Source organism: Sphingobacterium sp. JB170 (assembly GCF_900163865.1).
Taxonomy (GTDB): Bacteria; Bacteroidota; Bacteroidia; order Sphingobacteriales; family Sphingobacteriaceae; genus Sphingobacterium.
Genome location: NZ_FUKU01000030.1, coordinates 48,039 through 69,110, shown reverse-complemented (window position 1 = coordinate 69,110; position 21,072 = coordinate 48,039). Strand labels below are relative to the sequence as shown.

The 21,072-nt window shown below is 41.6% G+C and carries 23 protein-coding genes; 10 read left to right on the top strand and 13 right to left on the bottom strand.

What is annotated here, in order from left to right:
• Window positions 1-50 precede the first annotated feature (50 nt).
• From lepA to FM107_RS09395, 6 genes are all read left to right on the top strand, one after another.
• On the top strand, window positions 51-1,841 hold the full coding sequence (gene lepA, locus FM107_RS09420) for a translation elongation factor 4 (protein WP_086948260.1): 1,791 nt from the start codon (window positions 51-53) through the stop codon (window positions 1,839-1,841).
• 49 nt (window positions 1,842-1,890) lie between these two features.
• On the top strand, window positions 1,891-2,775 hold the full coding sequence (locus FM107_RS09415; RefSeq protein ID WP_086948259.1) for a bifunctional 5,10-methylenetetrahydrofolate dehydrogenase/5,10-methenyltetrahydrofolate cyclohydrolase: 885 nt from the start codon (window positions 1,891-1,893) through the stop codon (window positions 2,773-2,775).
• 63 nt (window positions 2,776-2,838) lie between these two features.
• Complete coding sequence (locus tag FM107_RS09410) at window positions 2,839-3,306, top strand: hypothetical protein (RefSeq protein WP_086948258.1); 468 nt, start codon at window positions 2,839-2,841, stop codon at window positions 3,304-3,306.
• 115 nt (window positions 3,307-3,421) lie between these two features.
• Window positions 3,422-3,868, top strand: a complete 447-nt coding sequence (locus tag FM107_RS09405; protein WP_086948257.1) for a hypothetical protein — start codon at window positions 3,422-3,424, stop codon at window positions 3,866-3,868.
• A 73-nt stretch (window positions 3,869-3,941) separates the two neighbouring features.
• Window positions 3,942-4,463: a BON domain-containing protein gene (locus FM107_RS09400; RefSeq protein ID WP_256959450.1), complete on the top strand. Its 522-nt coding sequence runs from the start codon at window positions 3,942-3,944 to the stop codon at window positions 4,461-4,463.
• 20 nt (window positions 4,464-4,483) lie between these two features.
• Window positions 4,484-4,906 (top strand): SH3 domain-containing protein, encoded by a 423-nt coding sequence (locus tag FM107_RS09395; RefSeq protein WP_086948256.1) that lies wholly within the window; start codon window positions 4,484-4,486, stop codon window positions 4,904-4,906.
• Window positions 4,907-4,996: 90 nt separating this feature from the next.
• On the opposite strand, the gene FM107_RS09390 is transcribed toward FM107_RS09395, so the two are convergent.
• Both FM107_RS09390 and FM107_RS09385 read right to left on the bottom strand, forming a co-directional pair.
• The gene (locus FM107_RS09390; protein ID WP_086948255.1) at window positions 4,997-5,830 is read right to left on the bottom strand and encodes an MBL fold metallo-hydrolase; all 834 of its coding nucleotides are present in this window, start codon (window positions 5,828-5,830) and stop codon (window positions 4,997-4,999) included.
• A complete protein-coding gene (locus FM107_RS09385; RefSeq protein WP_086948254.1) occupies window positions 5,827-6,702 on the bottom strand; it encodes a LysR family transcriptional regulator in 876 nt (291 codons plus the stop codon). Before FM107_RS09385 ends, FM107_RS09390 begins: the two co-directional genes overlap by 4 nt.
• A gap of 78 nt (window positions 6,703-6,780) precedes the next feature.
• Between FM107_RS09385 and FM107_RS09380 the strand changes: the two genes are divergently transcribed.
• The gene (locus tag FM107_RS09380) at window positions 6,781-7,488 is read left to right on the top strand and encodes a class I SAM-dependent methyltransferase (RefSeq protein ID WP_086948253.1); all 708 of its coding nucleotides are present in this window, start codon (window positions 6,781-6,783) and stop codon (window positions 7,486-7,488) included.
• A gap of 75 nt (window positions 7,489-7,563) precedes the next feature.
• Here FM107_RS09380 and FM107_RS09375 read toward each other — a convergent pair whose 3' ends face one another.
• The 11 genes from FM107_RS09375 to FM107_RS09315 all read right to left on the bottom strand — a co-directional run bounded on the left by FM107_RS09375 (window position 7,564) and on the right by FM107_RS09315 (window position 18,915).
• A complete protein-coding gene (locus FM107_RS09375) occupies window positions 7,564-10,734 on the bottom strand; it encodes an efflux RND transporter permease subunit (RefSeq protein ID WP_086948252.1) in 3,171 nt (1,056 codons plus the stop codon).
• A 29-nt stretch (window positions 10,735-10,763) separates the two neighbouring features.
• Complete coding sequence (locus tag FM107_RS09370; RefSeq protein WP_086948251.1) at window positions 10,764-11,888, bottom strand: efflux RND transporter periplasmic adaptor subunit; 1,125 nt, start codon at window positions 11,886-11,888, stop codon at window positions 10,764-10,766.
• 32 nt (window positions 11,889-11,920) lie between these two features.
• Entirely contained in the window at window positions 11,921-13,255 is a 1,335-nt protein-coding gene (locus FM107_RS09365) for a TolC family protein (RefSeq protein ID WP_086948250.1), read from the bottom strand.
• A 194-nt stretch (window positions 13,256-13,449) separates the two neighbouring features.
• On the bottom strand, window positions 13,450-13,824 hold the full coding sequence (locus FM107_RS09355) for a TetR/AcrR family transcriptional regulator (protein ID WP_086948248.1): 375 nt from the start codon (window positions 13,822-13,824) through the stop codon (window positions 13,450-13,452).
• Between the two features lie 232 nt (window positions 13,825-14,056).
• Complete coding sequence (locus FM107_RS09350; protein WP_086948247.1) at window positions 14,057-14,482, bottom strand: cytochrome c; 426 nt, start codon at window positions 14,480-14,482, stop codon at window positions 14,057-14,059.
• An 11-nt stretch (window positions 14,483-14,493) separates the two neighbouring features.
• Complete coding sequence (locus FM107_RS09345; RefSeq protein ID WP_086948246.1) at window positions 14,494-15,144, bottom strand: SCO family protein; 651 nt, start codon at window positions 15,142-15,144, stop codon at window positions 14,494-14,496.
• A gap of 3 nt (window positions 15,145-15,147) precedes the next feature.
• Window positions 15,148-15,576 (bottom strand): hypothetical protein, encoded by a 429-nt coding sequence (locus FM107_RS09340; protein ID WP_086948245.1) that lies wholly within the window; start codon window positions 15,574-15,576, stop codon window positions 15,148-15,150.
• A gap of 11 nt (window positions 15,577-15,587) precedes the next feature.
• The gene (locus tag FM107_RS09335) at window positions 15,588-16,082 is read right to left on the bottom strand and encodes a YiiD C-terminal domain-containing protein (RefSeq protein ID WP_086948244.1); all 495 of its coding nucleotides are present in this window, start codon (window positions 16,080-16,082) and stop codon (window positions 15,588-15,590) included.
• Window positions 16,083-16,545: 463 nt separating this feature from the next.
• A complete protein-coding gene (locus tag FM107_RS09325; RefSeq protein WP_086948242.1) occupies window positions 16,546-17,190 on the bottom strand; it encodes a uridine kinase in 645 nt (214 codons plus the stop codon).
• A gap of 21 nt (window positions 17,191-17,211) precedes the next feature.
• Complete coding sequence (locus FM107_RS09320; protein WP_256959449.1) at window positions 17,212-18,150, bottom strand: LysM peptidoglycan-binding domain-containing protein; 939 nt, start codon at window positions 18,148-18,150, stop codon at window positions 17,212-17,214.
• Between the two features lie 9 nt (window positions 18,151-18,159).
• On the bottom strand, window positions 18,160-18,915 hold the full coding sequence (locus FM107_RS09315; RefSeq protein ID WP_086948241.1) for a hypothetical protein: 756 nt from the start codon (window positions 18,913-18,915) through the stop codon (window positions 18,160-18,162).
• A gap of 148 nt (window positions 18,916-19,063) precedes the next feature.
• Between FM107_RS09315 and FM107_RS19350 the strand changes: the two genes are divergently transcribed.
• The 3 genes from FM107_RS19350 to FM107_RS09305 all read left to right on the top strand — a co-directional run bounded on the left by FM107_RS19350 (window position 19,064) and on the right by FM107_RS09305 (window position 20,984).
• Window positions 19,064-19,297 (top strand): hypothetical protein, encoded by a 234-nt coding sequence (locus FM107_RS19350; RefSeq protein ID WP_143559466.1) that lies wholly within the window; start codon window positions 19,064-19,066, stop codon window positions 19,295-19,297.
• 61 nt (window positions 19,298-19,358) lie between these two features.
• Window positions 19,359-20,711: a nodulation protein NfeD gene (locus tag FM107_RS09310; RefSeq protein ID WP_086948240.1), complete on the top strand. Its 1,353-nt coding sequence runs from the start codon at window positions 19,359-19,361 to the stop codon at window positions 20,709-20,711.
• A gap of 60 nt (window positions 20,712-20,771) precedes the next feature.
• Complete coding sequence (locus tag FM107_RS09305) at window positions 20,772-20,984, top strand: DUF4287 domain-containing protein (protein ID WP_086948239.1); 213 nt, start codon at window positions 20,772-20,774, stop codon at window positions 20,982-20,984.
• The last annotated feature ends 88 nt before the right edge of the window (window positions 20,985-21,072 follow it).

Below are 21,072 nucleotides of genomic sequence, written 5' to 3'. Positions count from 1 at the left end.
GCCCGAAAAAAATTATATTTGCCGTTTAGAAAAATTGGATAAAACATTGTATGAAGCATATACGTAATTTTTGTATCATCGCGCATATTGACCACGGCAAGAGTACCTTGGCAGATCGTTTGTTGGAATTCACAAAGACGATCACGCAACGAGAGGCTCAAGCTCAATTATTGGACAATATGGATCTGGAGCGCGAACGTGGCATCACGATAAAGTCCCACGCTATTCAGATGGAATACATTCAAGATGGACAGAACTATGTGTTGAATTTGATCGATACGCCCGGTCACGTCGACTTTTCATATGAAGTTTCTCGTTCAATCGCTGCATGCGAAGGCGCGCTATTGATTGTTGATGCATCTCAGGGTATCCAAGCACAAACAATTTCGAATCTTTATTTAGCGCTCGAACACGACTTAGAGATCATCCCGGTTTTAAATAAGATGGATCTTCCTGGTGCTATGCCGGAGGAAGTGAAAGATCAGATTGTGGAACTCATCGGTGGACGCCGTGAAGATATTATTCCAGCGTCAGGAAAGACGGGAATGGGAATTAGCGATATTTTGGAAGCGATTGTTAGCCGCGTTCCGGCGCCGGTTGGTGAACCAGACGCTCCTCTGCAAGCTCTTATTTTTGATTCTGTATTCAATTCCTTTCGGGGGATTATGGCCTATTTCAAAGTCGAAAATGGAGAAATACGCAAGGGCGATCGCGTAAAATTCGTGGCAACGGGCAAAGAATATATTGCAGACGAAATCGGTACTTTGAAGTTGAATCAGGTCGCGAAAGACGTGATCAAAACGGGTGATGTAGGATACATTATTTCGGGTATTAAGGAAGCTCGGGAAGTAAAAGTAGGGGACACCATCACACACCGCGAACGTCCATGTGCTTCTGCTATACAAGGCTTTGAGGAAGTAAAACCAATGGTTTTTGCTGGGATCTATCCGGTAGAAACTGAAGACTACGAAGAATTGCGCGAGTCGATGCACCGTTTACAATTGAACGACGCATCACTTGTCTTTGAACCTGAATCATCAGCCGCACTAGGCTTTGGTTTCCGTTGTGGCTTCTTGGGAATGCTCCATATGGAGATCGTTCAGGAGCGGTTAGAACGCGAATTCAATATGACGGTGATTACGACTGTACCGAACGTATCGTATCGCGCATATCTGACAAAAGATAATGAAGAAGTTGTCGTGCATAATCCATCGGATCTTCCTGATCCCAGTAAGCTCGACTCCATTGATGAGCCTTATATCAAAGCGAACATTATCACCAAGTCCGATTATGTGGGACCGGTGATGTCCTTGTGTATACAGAAACGTGGTACAATTGTTAACCAATCATATTTAACTTCAGATCGTGTTGAATTGGTTTTTGAAATGCCCATGGGCGAAATTGTGTTCGATTTTTACGATAAGTTGAAAACGATATCAAAAGGATACGCTTCATTTGACTATCACCAAATTGGGTATCGTCAATCGGATTTAGTGCGTTTAGATATACGCCTAAACGACGAACCGGTAGATGCGTTATCTTCACTTATTCATAGATCTAATGCTTACGACTTTGGTAAGAAAATCTGTGAGAAATTAAAAGAGCTTTTACCCAGACAGCAGTTCGAAATTCGAATTCAGGCTTCAATTGGTGCAAAAATCATTGCGCGCGAAACTATTTCGGCATTACGTAAAGACGTAACGGCGAAATGTTATGGTGGTGATATCTCGCGGAAGCGTAAACTTTTAGAGAAACAGAAGAAAGGTAAAAAGCGGATGCGTTCAGTTGGAAACGTAGAGATACCGCAGTCAGCATTTATGGCGGTACTCAAATTGGACTAATAAATCCTTGATCATCCGTACAGTTTTTTAATTACTATTCGAATTGAAGATGAACTTATTAGATGGAAAGCTGGTTTCAGCAAAAATTAAAGAAGATATTAAAGTAGAAACGGCTGCGTTTATCGCTGCGTCTGGACGTAAACCACACTTGGTTGCGATCTTGGTGGGAAACGACGGAGGAAGTGAAACCTATGTGGCAAGTAAAATGCGTAACTGTGATCTTGTCGGTTTTGAATCTACCAATATACGCTACGACGTAGATATCACCCAAGAACAGCTTATAGCGAAGATCAAAGAAATTAATGCGGATCCAAATATTGATGGGCTTATTGTACAGCTTCCGCTTCCAAAACATATTGATCCGGAAGAGATTACCGAAGCAATCGATCATCGTAAAGACGTCGATGGTTTTCATCCGATTAATTTAGGCAGGATGCAACGTAATTTGCCTTGTTTCATCCCTGCGACCCCGTATGGAATCATGTTGATGTTAGCGCATTATGGAATCGAAACAGCGGGTAAAAAGGCTGTTGTCGTGGGCCGTAGCAATATCGTTGGTTCACCGATGAGCATCCTACTCGCTCGAAATAGTAATCCTGGGAATTGTACAGTGACCTTAACACACAGTCGTACGCAAAATTTAAAACAAGAGGTATTAGAGGCAGATATAATCGTAGCAGCAATTGGGCGCAAAAATTTTGTGACCGCGGATATGGTAAAGCCTGGAGCTGTTGTTATTGATGTTGGGATTAATCGGGAGGTCTCAAGTAAAACGAAATCCGGATATCGATTGTATGGTGATGTTGATTTTGACGCTGTATCACAAAAAACATCGTGGATTACGCCGGTACCCGGTGGAGTCGGTTTGATGACAATTGTTGGCTTGTTGAAAAATACTTTGGAGGCCGCAAAGGGAACGATCTATATGAAATAATTTGGTTTTGGTACAGTAATTGTTTGATTTAGCACATTGTTAACCATTAATATAATTAAAAACATGAAGAAATTAGCGTTAGTAGCCTTAGTAGTTGGAACAATCGGTTTTGCGGGATGTAACAGCTCGGCAGACAAGAATGGCGATGGTGAAGTTTCAGTGGGAGAAAAACTTGATAGCACAATAGAAACAGTGGACGAACATGCGGATCATATGCATTCGGAAGTTGATCAGGAATTAGAAGATGCCGAAGTGAAGCTTCAACAAGCAAAAGAGGATCTAGATGCTGCTGTTGCCAAAGGTGATAAAGAAGCAGAAGAAGCAGCCAGAAAAACGTACGACGAAGCAAATTCTGCTTGGGATAAAGTTAAAGGCGCAGTAAACAAGGCAGGTGAAAAAATCGATGAAGGTGCAAATAATGCGCTCGACGCCACTAAAGGCGCAGCGGAGAGAACTGGAAATGCCATTGATAAAGCGGTAGATAAAACAAAAGAAAAAGCAGACGACGTAAATGATGCGTTGAAAAAATAGTTTAAAAGTTTCATGAGATGAAAGCGCCGAACCTTGTGTTTGGCGTTTTTTTGTTGCGTTCGATAGCGAAATATTCCTCCTCGCTAGTACGCTTTAGATAGATATAAAAAGCGCGATGGAAATAAAAGATGTTTTGTATAAGGTTTGCCTACAACGGAATAACGCCCGATTGGACGAAATCAATCACGCCATTGGGCAATCGCAAGAAGCTATTGAAAACGATACTAAAAGTAGCGCGGGGGACAAATATGAGACCACGCGCGAAATGATACAACAAGATCTCAACCGCTTCCACGATCAATTGGCGCAAGCAAAAGTGGACGAACATCTGTTGCATCAAATTGATTTAGGAGCGAAATTGACGGTTGCTTTGGGCGCGGTGGTTCTAACGGATCGAGCATTCTACTTTATTGCTATTAGCCTGGGGCGAATCGAATATAACGGGGACGTTTATATGGTCGTTTCTCCTTCCTCGCCAATTGGGGCATTGATGCTGGGGAAAAGCACGGGGGACAGCATTACGTTTAATGGCATCAGTCAAACTATCGTTCAGGTATTCTAGGCTTAAGCGACCTTTTCACATTATTCAAACAAAACTTTTAATTTCTTGTTTCTTTAATATTATAAACCTCCAAATGTTAAACACTAAAATGGAATTGGAAATGATTAAAAAAGGAAGAAGTACATGGTCTGCCATATTATTGGCTTTATTGCTTACCGGTTCGATAGTAGCTTGTAAAAGCAAAGTTTCAGATGCTAATTTACAAGCTAAAGTTGAAACTGTAACCGCTGGCAGCCCGAACGTGGTCGTCGGAGTTGCAGAAGGGGTTGTGACGCTTACAGGAACGGTCGCGACCGAAGAAGAGAAAACCTCACTGGGGGAAGCTGCCAAGAATGCGGATGCTAACAATGTGAAATCTGTCGTAAATGAATTAATCGTTGAGCAGGCACCGATCCAAACGAATTTGGATGATGCGGACCTTATCACTAAGGTGATTGATGCAACTAAAGATTATCCAACGGTTAATGTTGATGTTAAAGACGGTGTCATTACGGTAACCGGTAATATTGAACAAACACGTGTGCAGCCGTTAAAAATGGCTCTCGATGCGTTAAATCCAAAGAAAGTCGATATGTCGGCACTAGCCATTAATTAGATAAAAACAAGTAAGATATTATGGGGTTATTAGATAAATATAAAATTTTATTAGATACAGCCAAATCGGCTGATATACTGGATTTACAGGTTGCTGAACAGGAAGGTGTTTTGCAAATAAGAGGCACAGCGCCTAACGCGGATGTGAAGAATAAGTTATGGGATATTTACAATCAAATTGACCCAAATTTCCTTTCGGGAGATGTTGTCATGAATGTCGATGTTTCCTCTGCGATTGTCGGTAGTGAAGTGCGAGTTATAACAGAATCGACGAATTTAAACATTCGCAAAGGCCCGGGAACGGATCAACCGATCGTTGGAAAGGCGGCCAAAGATGAAGTTATTACCTTAATTAGCCGCGCTAATGACCAGTGGTGGTTAGTTCGGACCCGAGACGGAGAAGAAGGATATTGTTACGCGCAGTACCTTGAACCGATAGGTTAGTTCGAGACCCTCGGAACGACTAAAGGTCGATTTTATGCGGGATACTTCCTTTTGCGCTAGATGGGGTGGTAATCCCCATAAATCGGCTTTTTAAATGTCTTCCAGTTGAAATGTTTGATCCAAACGCACACCTTTTTCGGTATGTTTTAAGGTACAACATGTATGTACTGGATCATGTTCTAGAAAAAGAATATATTTGTTATCCGCGATTTCCGTCCAATAATCGACGCGCTCCTGCATCGTGACAAGTGGGCGAACATCGTAGCTCATCACATACGGAAGGGGAATATGGGCAACCGAAGGAAGTAAGTCGGCCATGTATAGTATGGTATGTCCCTTATACTGAATTTGTGGCAAGATCATCGCTTCGGTATGGCCAAACGCGTATCGTATATTTATTGCAGGAGAAAAAGGGTCACCTTCTTTTATGAAATTTAGCTGTCCGCTTTGTTGAATCGGTAGTATGTTTTCTTTTAAAAAGGATGCTTTCTCTCGAGGATTCGGATCAGTTGCCCATAGCCAATGTTTTTCGTTACTCCAGTATGTTGCATTTTTAAATGCCGGAATTAATTTTTCACCATCCCGTGTTATTGCGCCACCGCAGTGATCAAAATGCAGGTGGGTCAAGATAACATCAGTTATATCCTCACGTCGAAATCCGTATTTAGCGAGCGAAGAATCGATGGTATCCTCGCCATGAAGATGATAATGAGAAAAGAACTTATCATCTTGTTTGTCTCCCAGCCCCGTGTCTATCAGAATTAACCGGTCCTCATCTTCAATCAGTAGGAGTCTAGTAGCCCACGTACATAGGTTACGTTCGTCAGGTGGACTTAATTTTTGCCAAATTGATTTGGGAACTACGCCGAACATTGCTCCACCGTCGAGTTTAAAAAAACCAGTATCTATTGAATATAATCTCATCCTTTAAAAATTTGAAGTATCAAATTGCATAATTCATCCATCGCTGGATGCTTACTGTTTTTACTATATGCAAGCATGACGTCTGTCTTTAGCGTTATGTCTGCCAAATTTAAAAAATTAATATTGAGATTACGACATTGTTCTTGGAGCGATTGGGGAACGACACTGATTCCTAACCCCAGATGCACAAACTCGATTATGGATGCCATGTTGTTACATTCGTGACGCACCGTGGGTGTGAAACCTAATTGTGCGCAATAAGCGGTTACGTGCCGATGATAGAACTGCGCATTATCCATGTCAAATGCGATAAATGCTTCTTGAGATAGCAGAGACATGTCGACCGGTAAATTGAATGTCGTAGGATACATTAATGCAAAACCATCGTCATAGAGTTTCAAAGAATGAAGTAGTGGAGAACTTGCTGGCGCACGTATGATACCTAGGTCCATTTTTCGGTCCGTCAACAGTTGTATTTGGCGGTCGCTAGAGAGTTCAAATAGTTTCGCATTTAAGAAGGGATAAGACTCGTCGATACGTTGGATTAGAAGGCCTAATTGCCTCTTATCAATAGAACCCGTGTGACTTATTTTGATCTCTCCTGCGAAGGAGTGATAAATTTGATTTGTTTGCTGCTTGAGGAGTTCTAATTGCGCTAGGATAGAGCTTGCTTCTTTTTTAAAATGTTCCCCCGCAACTGTTAAAACAACTCGTTTATTTGATCGCAGGAAAAGCTGTACACCAAGTTCCATTTCCATTTCTTTAATTTGACGACTGAGTGGAGGTTGAGTAATACAAAGCTTTTGTGCGGCTTTGCCGAAATGAAGTTCCTGAGCAAGCGTAAGAAAATAGCGTATGTGACGTAGTTCCATACCTTAAAGGTATCGAATAATGCCCAAAATAGTATTTTTAGCGTATATATTGATAATGTATTTTTGAAAAAAAAGGATATGAAATCAACCGTTAAGGAAATTCAGGAACGCTTCGACGCTGACGTTGAACGTTTTTCAAACTTGTACCTTGGGCAACAGAGTACAATTGACTCGGTACTCAATATGGAACTCATCGCGGAAGGTATCACTCGTACTTACCCCAAAAAGATCAAATTACTGGATATCGGATGTGGGGCAGGGAACTACACGATCAAGCTCCTCACCAAGAAAAAGGATGTTGCAGTTGATCTACTCGATTTAAGTGAACCGATGTTGGCGCGTGCAGTTCAACGCATAAACTCCCATGGGCCAACTGCCGTCAAGGCTTACCATGGTGATTTTAGAACGGTAAACTTGCCGGGTGAATCGTATGATGTAATCATAGCCACTTCTGTTCTACACCACTTGCGCGAGGATGCTGATTGGAGTGAAAATTTTTCCAAAATTTTCAGATTACTTGCAGATGGTGGAAGCCTTTGGGTATTCGATTTGGTTAAGCAAAATAGTGATGAACTACAAGATCTGATCTATTCGGAATTATACGGACAATATTTAGCAGGTTTAGACGGTGAACAATACCGCGAAAAGGTATTTAGCTATATTGAGAAGGAAGATACTCCTCGGCCACTTATCGAACAGTTGGATTTGCTGCGTAGGGTAGGCTTTAAGTCTGTCGATATATTACATAAAAATCTAAGTTTTGCTTCGTTTGTTGCTTATAAATAAGTGCTGTTGGATACAAAAAGAAAAGTGGACAAAACTTTCGGAATGTCCACTTTTTACTTTTATGTTAATGCTGTCTTAGTGTGCACTTAAATTCGCTGCTTTTTCAGCATCATAGTTTGCTTCTAATTCAGCAAGTTTTGCTTTTCCGTACGCTAATTTTGTGATTACGTAGAAGAGTACTGGAACGACAAATATTGCAAGCAAAGTTGCGGCAGTCATTCCTCCAAATACTGTCCAACCAATTGTTTGTCTCGAAATAGCACCCGCACCCGTTGAGAGCATCAGTGGGATGATACCTAGAATGAAGGCAAACGAAGTCATGATAATTGGGCGAAGCCTCAACTTAACCGCATCAATTATTGCGTCTAATAACGGCATACCGATGTCTACCCGTTCTTTGGCGAATTCCACGATCAAAATCGCATTTTTCGCCGCCAGACCGATGATTGTTACCAAACCAATCTGCGCATAGATGTTGTTGTCCAATGCAGGAATTAACGTCAATGTTAAGATTGCTCCGAATAACCCTAAAGGTACCGAAAGAAGAATTGAGAAAGGAACAGACCAGCTTTCGTATAGTGCTGCAAGTAGTAAAAACACGAAAATGATACACAGCGCGAAAATCATTACCGTCGTGCTTCCCGACTGTTTTTCCTGTAATGATAGTCCCGAGAAATCATAGCCATAACCATTCGGCAAGGTCTGCGCTGCGACTTCTTCTAAGGCATTTAATGCATCACCGGAACTATATCCTGGTGCCGCGGCACCGCTCACTTCAATATTTCTAAATATATTATAGTGATTGATAATTGATGGGTTCTGTATCAATTCCCAGGTCACAAGTGAACTAATTGGAACGGTTTGTCCATTCAAATTTTTCACGTATAGTTTATTGATATCCTCAATATTCATCCGGAACTCCTGATCAGCTTGTGTTACCACACGGAAGTTACGACCGTACCGGGTGAAGTCATTGATATAAGAAGAACCCAAATAGGCCGAAATCGTGCTGTAAACGGAAGATACCGGTACAGACATTTTTCTCGCCTGTTCTCTATCTACTGAGACTTTGAAGTTCGGAGAGTTCGAGCTAAACAAAGTATAGGCCATTCCAATTTCAGGCCGCTTGTTTGCCTCGGCCAGGAATGTACCCACAACGGCTTCAAACTGTTTAATATCAACCGTTTCGTGATCTTGGATCATCATGGAGAAACCACCCGAGGTACCTAATCCCGGAATAGCAGGAGGCGTAACAGCTAGAACAGTTGCTTTTTTGTAGCTGCCATATTTCGCCATGATACCGCCTGAAACTTCAGCTGCTGTTCTTGTACGTTCTGCCCACGGCTTCAACGATACGAATAAGGTCGCACCATTAGACTTGAAAGAACGGTTCAAGATATTGATACCTGAAATTAGCGTAATGTGTTCAATCTCTGGGTAGTCTTTACGAATGTCAGCTTCAATTTCATTCAAAACTGCTCCCGTACGGGCGGCCGATGAACCTTCGGGGAGTGTAACCCCAGCGAAGAACATACCACCGTCTTCATTCGGTATAAATCCGGAAGGTTTTGTAGTAAACATAACCCCTGTACCGATGAAAATACATAGCACTATAATAAGTGCGAGTGGTGCTTTACGAATACAAGCACGAACACCACTTGAATATTTGAACGTTACTTTGTCAAACCAAAGGTTGAATTTATAAAAGAACTTATTTAATCCTTTAGCGTCTTTATTAACTGAAGTTTCCTTAAGTAGCAACGAACATAAAGCCGGTGTCAAGGAAAGAGCGATAAAAGCAGAGAGCATAACCGATACGGCAATCGTGATCGCAAACTGTTGATAAAGCTGCCCTACCATTCCCGGAATAAAACCTACCGGAACGAATACAGCAGCGAGGATTAAAGCAATTGCAATTACCGGAGCGGTGATGTCTTTCATCGCACGCCTAGTCGCCTCTGTCGCACTCATCTTATAATGATCGATGTAATGCTGAACAGCTTCAACTACCACAATGGCATCATCCACCACTATACCAATCGCGAGTACGAAAGCCAATAGCGTTAAATTGTTGACTGAAAAGCCAAAGAGTGTGAAGAAGATGAATGTTCCCACAATCGATACTGGAATTGCAAGCACTGGAATTAGTGTGGCACGCCACGATTGAAGGAAGAAAAATACAACGACTGTAACCAGTAATAATGCTTCGATCAGTGTGTGGACAACGGAGTCAATGGATGCGTGGACAACCGAAACCGTTTCGTATCCAACGACGTAATCGACGTCATCTGGGAAGGACTTTTTCAACTCGTCCAATGCTACATAGATACCTTCGGCAGTTTCTACGGCATTTCCTCCTGGCGTCTGCGCGATCATCATACCGGTCGATACCATCCCATTTACCCGTGTTGTAGTGGCATAGTTAAACTGTCCCAGTTCTACCCGAGCAACGTCTTTTAGAAGGACGATGGAACCGTCTGTATTTGATTTTACTATTATTTCCTCGAAATCTTCGACCGACGATAAATCGGAGTCCGTAATTACGGGGTATTCAAATACTTGGGAATTCGCCTGTGGTGGAGCACCTACTGATCCTCCTGGGATACGAAGGTTTTGTTCACCAATTGCCGAGGATACATCATCTGGCGTTAAACCAATCGCGGTTAGTTTGTTAGCATCTAACCATATACGCATGGCGAATGGCTGCCCAAATGCCGTTACGTCACCGACACCAGGAACACGCATAATTGCATCTCTGATGTATAAGTTGGCGTAGTTTGCTAAAAAATTATCGTCACGTGTGCCATTTGGTGATACCAATGAGACAAGCATTAAGATATCACTGTTTGCTTTACGGGTTGTTATACCTAAGCGACGTACGGCCTCGGGTAAGGCTGGTTCAGCAATCCCAACACGGTTTTGTACGTCGAGTGTGGCGATATCAATATCCGTTCCAACTTCAAATGTAATTGTGATTTGTGCTTGCCCATTTGAGGTACTGTTCGAAGACATGTAGATCATGCCCGGCGTACCGTTGATCTGACTCTCAATCGGCGTGGTCACCGTTTGCTCCACCGTCTGGGCATCTGCGCCTGTATAATTCGCCGTAACATTCACTGTAGGAGGGGCGATAGATGGATATTGACTAATAGGCAATGTCATCAGCGATATCGTACCTATAATTACAATCAATATAGAGATAACGATGGCGGTGACCGGCCTTTTTATAAATACTTCTGAAATCATACTATTCTTTTTTGTTTAGGGACAAGCATTTATTTTTGTTCGTTGTTCTCGACAATTTTAGCGCCTGTTCTTACTTTCATAATTCCGTCGACAACAATCTTTTCACCCTCTTCTAGACCAGATTCTACAACAACAAGTTCATCAAGTTTAAGTCCTAATTCGACGGCGCGCTGCGTAACCGTGCTGCTGTCGCTTACGACGTATGCGTTGTAAACACCTAATTGATCTTGTACGGCTTTAAATGGGATAACCAGTTGTTCTGTACTCGAGGTGCTTTTCACCATCATAGTAAGATTCATACCAGCACGTAGCACATTTTGGGCATTTGCAAAATTTGCACGTACTTTAATTGTTCCCGTTTGTGGATCAACCGCCCGGTCAATAATTGAAATTTTACCGACTTCGGAATAATTCGTGCCGTCGGGAAGCTGAACAGTAATCTCTGTCGCGGCTTTTCCATTTTGGTAGTTCGAAAATTCAAGAATCTCACGTTCACTTATTTGGAATTCTACGGCTATAGGGTTTATTGAACTCAAGGTATTTAATAAAGTTCCACCGGCGGTTACCAGGGCTCCGTCGCGAACTTGAGAAATCCCGACAGAACCAGAAAACGGCGCACGGATGACAGCGCGTTGTAAATTTGTTTGTGCGGTTGTTAATGCCGCCTGTGCACCTTGAACTTGTGCTTTTTGATTATTCACGTCTGTAAGCGCGTAATCCAATGTTTGCTTGGCAATCGCATCTTTTTCAGCGAGTGTTTGGTAACGACCCAAATCTTTGTTGACGCGGTCCAGATTTGCTTTAGCAATCTCCAAAGTCGCTTTTGCTTGATCGACAGCTGCTTGATAACGCACACGATCGATCTCATACAAGGCTTGCCCTTTGGAAACAGAAGCTCCGTCCGCAACGAGTATCTTTGTAATATACCCAGTTACCTCTGCAAAAATTTGAGTTTCCTGTAGCGGTACAACACTTGCAGGATAGGATTTAAGACCGGAAACAATTTGTTTTTGAACAGTTGTCGTCGACACTGGGATTGTGGGTTGCTGTAGGCCAGCTGCCTGTTGTTGGCCTGCTCCGTCGTTCGAACCACAGGATTGCCACAATATTGCTGATCCTAGGACTAATGCGGAATATAAATATTTCTTATTCATGGTTTGATTATTTCGGTTTTTGAAAAGGGTGATTAATTATTTGTCTCTACTGTACCAAGCGCTTTTTGAATATCGAGTTTCGCTGCGAGTACAGCATATAAGGCATTCAAATAGTTAAGCTGACTTGTTTTTAAATCTGTCTCCGATGTCATTAATTCCAAATACGTTTTTATTCCGGCATCGTACTGCAATTTGATGGTATTGTATACTTCTTCGGATAATTCCATATTTTCCTTTGCATTACGCCATTCGTTCATGTTGGAACGATAACCAGCCATTGCTAAGGAATATTCGGTACTAATTTGGTTTTCCAGATTTTGTAAATCCCAATCAATTCTTTCTTCCTGTAGTTGAGATTTACGAATCTCGTGAATACGCTTGTTTCCCGTAAATATAGGGACAGACAATGAAAGGCCTACTTGTGAACTAGGAAAGTTATCGGAATAAAGGTCTCCAAAGTCATCATGCCTGTAGTTGAGGTTGTAATTTGCGTAAGCACTTAAGCGTGGTAAGAAATCCCATTTTTTATATTGTGTATTTAATTTTTGGATTTCTTTTAGCGTATTGAGTTGCTTAAATTCGACTCTATTAGCAATATTTAACAGTTCCGTGGTGTCTAATAGTATATTGGACTCCATCGATTGATTTTCGAAGGAGAGGCTGATGTTTTGCACCTTGCTCATTCCAAGTAACATTTTTAGATAGTCGTATTTGTAATTACGCATCTCTTTGGACGTTTTCAGTTCCGCTTTCGCATTGTTCAACGATATTTGCGCTCTTTTATAATCTGTTTTGTCGACTAATCCTGTTTCGTAGCGAATATTCGCTTCATTATATTGACGTGTCAGTCGATCAATGTTTTCGTTGACTATATTGATTGATTCCTCAGTGGTCAATATGTCGTAATACGCTTTGCTCACATCGACGACCGTATTGATCTTTGTATCTTCAAGATTAAGATTATTCTGTTCGCGGATGTATTTTGCTGCCCGTGAAGCCTGGAAGAGTTCTGGGCTGAGTATGCTTTGGTCGGCTTGAAACGTTACGCCACTTGTGTTCTTTTGCCCCATAGTGATAGAATTACCATCAATGACTGTCGTCGGGATTTGCATATTGTGTACATAGGAGCCTGTTGCGTTGATCTGTGGAAACCAACCCGAGAGGGCAGACCCGATCTCGCGTTCTCCAATTTCCTTATCAATTTCAGCTTGTTTTATCTCAATTTTGTTGTTGAGCGCGTAATTGATTAAATCATCCAATGTAGCTCTGTCGCTAAGTGGAACTGACCTCTGCTCGGTTTGTGCTTGTGCAAAACCAGAAAAGCATGTCGTCAGTAATAGTAATACAGCGGTTTTTTTAAATTCCATTTTATTGATTTTTGACAGCATTCCAAATAATTTCGAGTAGTTCCGCACGATTATCATCGCGCGATGTATCGAATCCAAAAGTGACCAATCTAACGTGTGACGTTGCCGCACCGATGTATATTGATACTAAAGTATAAAAATTAATTTCACGGATCATTTTAGTTTCTATCCCTTCCGCAAAAAATAATTTCATTTTATCCACACCATAATAGGTAGGTCTTTTTTTGTTGCAAATAAGGCGAAGCGTAGAATTGTTCTACAAACCAAAATATTTCTTTGTTTTTTACGTAGTAGTCAACTAGTCTGTTCCAGATATACTTGAATCGCTCTTTATATTCTAATTTTTCGTCTTCCAAGAAGATGTACTCATTTGTTACTTTCCGGCAATAGATGAAGAGTTCGACGATCAATTCTTCTTTTGATGAAAAATAATGATAGATCGTCCCTGTGGCCACATTTGCCTCCGAGGCGATTAGGCTCATCGGTGTACCATGAAAGCCATGTTTGTAGACAAGCGAAAGTGTACTTTCGAATATCGCAACCTTTTTATCGAGTAATTGAATGTTCATTCGGTTGCAAAGCTAATAAAAATTTGAATTCTACTTTGTCAAATAAATGTTATAAACCAATGAATCTTTTCAGGGTGTTAAGATAAATAGAAGAGATTGTTAAATCTTCGTTAAATGATGTTTTGGGGCTTGTTTAGTGTTGAATGTACACTTACCTTTGGTGTATCATAATTAGGTTTATAATTGGTTAGTGAAAAGGTTTCCATTCTCCCCGTTTGGAAACCTTTGTTATTTATTGAAAGACGCTCAAATTGTTTCGAACCTCTTGCTCGCTAAATATTTCTGTTTCATTACCAAATGTAGTGGTCACATAGCTTAAGATATATGCGATGTCGATATCTGTCAAAGACGGTATGCCAGGCATCGGACCGACAAATGTATTCCCCGAAATAACGATTGTGTCATTCATACCGTATTTGATAATTGTGGCTAGTTGTGAACGATTCTTTGAAAGAAATTCGGAGTCCGTTAGTGGTGGGTATAAAGTTCCTAATCCTTCCCCCTTGGTCCCGTGGCAGTTCTGGCAATGTGTGGCGTAAAGTTTTTGACCGTTCGACGCGTATTGCGCCGTTTTGATACTTACGTTTGGACTGCATGCAAATACGATTACAAGTATGACGATTGAAATGCCTGTTAATGTCAAAGTCGCGTTGTACATGGATTGTAGCTTTATTTTTTTTCGTTCAAAAGAATAGCGAGATCTGCGATTAATTGATCAACTTGTTCGGTAACGGTGCCATCGTAGGCTCCTCGTATATGCTTGTTCTGATCAACGAGTACGAGATAACCTTGGTGATCGTATCCGCCAGGTGCTGTAGAATCTTCTTTCGAATACACGAGGTATTTTTCCGAAATTCCGTATATATCTTTTTTGCTACCTGTTACAAATTGCCACCTGTTATCGGTTACGCCAAGTTTCTGAGCATACGATTTTAGCACACTGGGCGAGTCATATTTAAAATCAATACTGTGTGAAAGGAAGGAAACACGATCGTCATTTTGATACTGTTTGTAAACGGTAAGAAGATTGCGTTGCATTGTAGGGCAAATACTCGGACAATGGGTGAAGAAAAAATTGGCGACGTAGACTTTCCCTTCGAAATCCTTATCGGTTATAAGTACGCTGTCTTGGTTTAAAAATTCAAACGGAGGTATTTGATGATAGGTGGTGTCAACGACAGTCTTCCCCTCGACAATACTTTCGTGGGTGTCTCTTTCACCGATGATAGGTAGCTTCTTTACCTGTTTTTCACTGCAGCTTGCAATTAGTAAAGCGATAGGAATGGTCAGAAGTAACAGTCGTGAAAATGGAAATCTCATTTTTTAATTTTTATAAGGAGTTAATAAGCGGTCCGCGTTTTGCGCTGCGCTCGAGAAAGTTTCTTTTAGCTGGGATATCGATTCAAACTCGGCTTGTTGATAAGCGGTCTCTGCGCTATCAGGCTCAAAGTCTTTCATCCAGGTCATCATATTGTCCGTTGCCATTTCTAATTCCGCTTTTAATTCGGAGAGATTGTCCCGTACTTCGAGCGTGTCGCGCGTCGGATCTTGGTTTTGCACTGCTGCCATATTTGCGAGTAGCGAGTCGATTAAGACCGTATGCTTATCGAAAGTGCTAATTTGCGGCATTATTTCATCGTGAACGGCAATCGACTTGGCAGAGATCGCACTGGGATCATTTTTTGCGCTGTTTTGACAAGCCCCAAATAGCAGAATGGTGAGGGCGAGAAGTATTAACGTTGGTTTCTTCATCGTAGTAAAAATTATTTAGTGACCAAGTTAGCTTTTTTACGCTCGAAGGTCAAATCTCGAATGTATATTTCGTTAAGCGAGCGGGCACATAGCAGTCCTTTTTTATCCCTTATCTCTATTGCAAATGTTTTCACGATCTTTCCATTTTGGTTAACCTCAGAAAGCGTTTCGTTTATATCTGCATCGTTTAAAATGATCGAGAAAAGTAAGTCTTTACGCGCGGGTTTCAGGTATTCGATTTTTGCAGACTTCAACCAGGTCACTGTAGTTTTGATGCCCCTGCGTTTCAACAACTGATCCAGTAGGAGGGTATGTATGGGGTCGACGGCAGCGAACATCGTACCGCCAAAGATGGTTTTGTTAGAATTAATATTTAGGAAGCTTTTGGTGATCTTGATGTCTGCTTGGCGAAAGTCCGCCGATACCTTCACTACCCATATTCTTTGAAAAAAAAACGGAGGATAGAATCGCAATACCCATTTAAGTATTTTTGGAGAAAGCCGCATAGTGCAAATATAGGGCGCGTGTGCATGTGTTTTATCTGCAAATTGCAATAATCTTTCCCCTGCAGTATATTATATTCATCTTTTAACCGATAAAGGATGGCTGGAAACCATAGTTTGTTTGTACGGAGCGATTGAAAGATCGGTTAAAGTTGGGATAGCAGAGCGCGCGTGGTGGCCAGATTTTTCCGATCGAGCAGGGTACAAGAGTTTAGAGTAAACATGGCACTGTTTGTAGAATATGAGACATCAAATTCTCAGAGTACCTACCTGTTTGGACACTTTTTGCAGCGTTTTCCTTTTTTGAATTTTTTGCAACACGTTTTAAAAACACAGCATGGGGAGTCGCCGTGGTTTTTTAACGCCATTTTTAAGTCCTCCAAAAAAGAGCTGCTGTTTGCGAGTTCCTCTAAATTACAATCTATCATTTCTTGCATCGGGTTAAAGATCGTAATTTAGAATGGATTTAAATAATTTTAACATTGGAATTTTCATTTTTTAACTCCGCACAGATCTTGTTGGCAGCATCATCAATGATATTTGGGTTGTCGGTGTCGTTGATGATAACAAGGTCGCATGTATCCTTATAGGGTAATAAATACGTGTTATACGAAGGTATTACGTGGTTGATCCATTTATACATCACGTCATCATGGTCATACCCACGTTCTATTAAATCGCGTCGCAGCCTTCGTTCTAAGGCAACCGATTCATTTGCATCTAAAAATATGCGATAGTCGAGTAGATCGTTTACCTCCTGATAATGAAAAATAAATAATCCCTCTACAATCAGGATCGGCGCAGGTTTAATTTCGAGCATTTTAGGTTTAATGTCCGGGTTATTAAAGGTGTATTCCTCACGGTATACTGTGCGGCCGGAAAACAGCTCATTTATATCGTGATAGAACGAAGTTCGGTTAATCGCGGTGGGCACATCAAAATTGTAGAGCCGATTTTCTTCACGAGTTTTCGTATTAGCGGGAATGTAATAATCATCCTGGGAAATCAAGGTGACTTGATCCTGCAGAAAATGATTTAAAAAACGTTTTAAGAAAAACGTTTTGCCTGACCCACTGCTGCCAGCGATTCCAATAACGTACGGTTTGTTCATCGATGCAAAGATAATTATAAATTAATTTAAAGGTACGCCGTAAGCGATTTCGATCAAAAATCGTCTATCTAAGGCGCCGATGTAGGATGCTGCAGACTTGGATAGAACGACGATAGCGTCGCGTGTTTCCTGCGTTTCTTTAAATTTCCCGACGACTTTCGCGTAGGTTACATTGCGGGTCATTGGGTTTGTAATTTTCAAAATCGTCCCTATCGGTGCCGTCTTATGCAATGCAAGGTTGCTCTTTCCGTCGGTTTCTAGGTTCTCCATCCACAAGCCGATACCTTTTTCCTTTTTCTCACGAATACCGTATCGGTTGGTTTCAAAGCCCAAATCCTTTAGCTTGTGTTCGGCCACTAATGCCGTGTCGATAATGGGCACGACGGGTATCTCTGGTGTCGGCACACGGTAATCGGAATCCGGAATTTTTAAAACTTGCCCTTGCTGTAAGCTGTCGGAGGTAAGTTCATTCATTGTTTTGATATTCTCTACCGTAGTATTGAAGCGTTTAGAAATTGCATACAGTGTTTCTTTCACACCGACTTTATACTCCGTAAGCACGCTCTGCTCAGATTGATCCGGTTTTTGTTCTTGTGTTTTCTTCTTCGGTTCCTGTGGAATAATAACCGGCTCTGGTCTTCGGCCTGTAGGAATTTTGACCGTATCGCCCGGTTTGAGGTTCTTTTTATTATTCTCCGCTAATATACGGTTCACTTGGGCTCCGTAACGACGACCCAAAGCGTAATATGTGTCTTTGGGTTCAATACGGTGGATGATGAAGATCTCATTGTTTATAATTTCCGTCCCGATAGAATCGGGGTTTATGGTGATATGTTGTGCATCACTGGGATTTTCGTTATATGTTGTATTTGCGGGGCTAGCGCTTAAAAATAGTGGAGACCAAAACAGACCTAACATCCCCAACTTAATACAGCTTGAAATAGCTTTATTTTTTTTCATACGGTGCAATTATACTAAATACGATACAATTTCTCGTTTATTATATGACATTAAGAATATTTGATTCGCTATTTGGAAATAGGGCTGTGGAATCATTTTTGGCATATCATTGAGAAGACTATGTACCTGTAAAACTTTGGATGCATCAGCAACGTAAAGGTTTAAATTGTAGTTTGTATTTTCTTTGGAGTGAACCGACCACAGGAATTTATCATGCATTCTGCTTACCCATGGGAAGTCTTCGATGGGAATGTTTTTTAAGAAGGAGGGCAGCGGTCCCGTATACGGTATTGGCATCTTAATTGCCGATGGGAATGATTCTTGACTGGCGGACGGCACGCGGAGCTTTTTAGCTTCGGGAATACCGAGATACTCTTCAAATCCCGTTTGAAAGCTGCGATGTCTGATCTTAATAAAGTCCTGGCAGGTTTCCACCCAGGTATATTCGTGTGTGATGTATCGGACTTCTCCCTCAAAATTAAGTAGCTGAATGCCTGCAGCTATGGGGTGGGCATCGCCAACCCGCTTTAAAATTAGCGTGCGGTGTTGTAAGGCTTCTACGGTCCATTCTTTCTCCTGAATTTCTATTTTGTTGACCAGTATGTTTCCGTGGAAATCGAGCACTTGAATCACAGGGAGCGTGCTGTCGGGGTCGCGTAATTCCACGGCAATTTGTTTCAGCAGGGGGTCGACGACGATTTTCCAAATTTGGGATGGAAAGTGTACTTCAAATGCTTTTATTATAATATCTTCTGTGTTTTTCACTTTAATTGCGTTTTATCGGACATTATCATTATGTATGTGACGTCTCTGCCCGAGCAACTGGTGCGAATCGATCAGAAACGACGAGCCATAAACTGTACGAAATACAGTAAAGATAACAAAGCTGGAACACTAAATCGAAGCATCGATTATGAAATCCGTCGCCCGGGCATGCCATCCCTCAAAAAGAACTTCACGCGAAGGGCTCGGGAAGTCTGTCTTTTTTACACGAACGATGAATCATATTTTTGGCGCTACGAAAAATGATGGTCACGGAATAATGTATCTATTTTGCTTTAACGCAGTTATTGGATGGGTTGTTATCGATTCTACACCCGAAAAGAAAAACAAAAGCACGCATCACCGTGTTAACTATTACCGTTAAAAATGAAAATTATATTGTATCTTGAGTCGTTATAGTGACATAAAACGTTTATCTCTTTAATATGCACAAATATATAAAACCTGTTTTCGCGTTTCTTTTTGCCATGCTGTTTGCCCACGCATTCGTAAGCGGCCAGATTGTCTATAAAGTCGATTTAAAGGAAGAGATAGGTCCGAATGCGTGGCGGACGATCAACCAAGCTTACACTAAAGCGCTCGAGAATAAATCGAACATTTTTTTAATTGAATTAAATACATTTGGAGGGGCAGTAAACTTTGCAGACTCAATTCGTTCTCGGTTGTTGGACGCAACAATGAAGACTATTGTTTATGTCAACAACAACGCAGCATCGGCGGGCGCATTAATATCATTAGCATCGGATGAAATTTATATGCACAAAGGGGGGAGTATCGGCGCAGCGAGCGTGGTGGATCAAAGTGGGGAGATAATGCCCGAGAAATACCAATCTTATATGCGCGGATTGATGCGCGCAACGGCCGAAGCTAAAGGGCGGGATCCTAAAATTGCGGAGGCATTCGTTGATGCCGAGGTTTCTATACCTAATTTAAAGCCCGATGGCAAGTTGCTGACCTTGACGTCTGGGGAGGCGCTGGCTGCTGGGATTATAAAAGCGGAGGTCAATGGGATAGATGAGGTATATCAACGTGCTTCAGTGAGCAAGCAGAATGTAATTGAACATCAGGTAACAACGATCGATCGCATCATTTCGATGTTGATAAATCCATTGGTCAGTGGGCTACTCATCTTGGGCATCATTGGAGGGATCTATTTTGAGCTGCAAACGCCCGGTATTGGGTTTGCTTTCATTGTCGCACTTATTTGCGGTAGTTTGTTTTTTGCACCACTTTATTTACAAGGCTTGGCGGATAATTGGGAGATCGCAATCTTTTTGATTGGGGTGCTATGTCTCGTACTCGAAGTATTCGTGATTCCTGGTTTTGGCGTCGCGGGCATCCTGGGTATTATTTGTGTGCTGTGCGGATTAGCCTTTTCGATGGTTGATAACGATTTTCTAAACTTTAAACTTTCAACCCCTGGACTGTTGATCAATTCTTTTTTGATCGTTAGTGGCGCAATGGTACTGTCCGTCGTTTTGATGGTGATCTTCGGTAAAAATATTTTGCGCTCGCGGGCATTTAAGCGCTTGGTTTTGCAAGATGAACAGCAGTCTGATGTAGGCTTTACTTCCTCACCGCAAAAAGCAGAATTAATAAATCAAATAGGCGTCGCTCGTACGGTATTACGGCCAGGAGGGAAAATAGAAGTCGCGGGTGTTTGGTATGATGCAATTGCACTCGATGGGTTTATTGACCCGGGCGAGGAGATCTATGTTGTTAAACATGAGAATTATAATTTATTTGTTCGTCGGCGTGCCGATATGCCCGTTTCCTAATCATATTGAGTGGAGAATGCGCTGCTGCTTTGCTGAATGGAAATTTACTAAATTAATTTTATGTCATTTCAAGCGTATATAGACAATATTCAAAAAAAGACGGGTAAATCGCCCGAAGACTTTAAAAAGCTAGCAGAAGAAAAAGGCTTTCTGCAAAATGGCGAAGTGCGCGTAAAAGCCACCCAAATTACCAACTGGCTAAAAGTGGATTTTGAACTCGGCCACGGGCATGCAATGGCGATGTATGCGGCAATGAAGGGAAAAACCGAATAATTAAAAGGTAATTCATTCTCTGTAGCTCCTTTTTGGCAGAAGCGAGCCGGGCATCGCGCGAAAAGTCATCGTGGGTCTAAACGCTTCT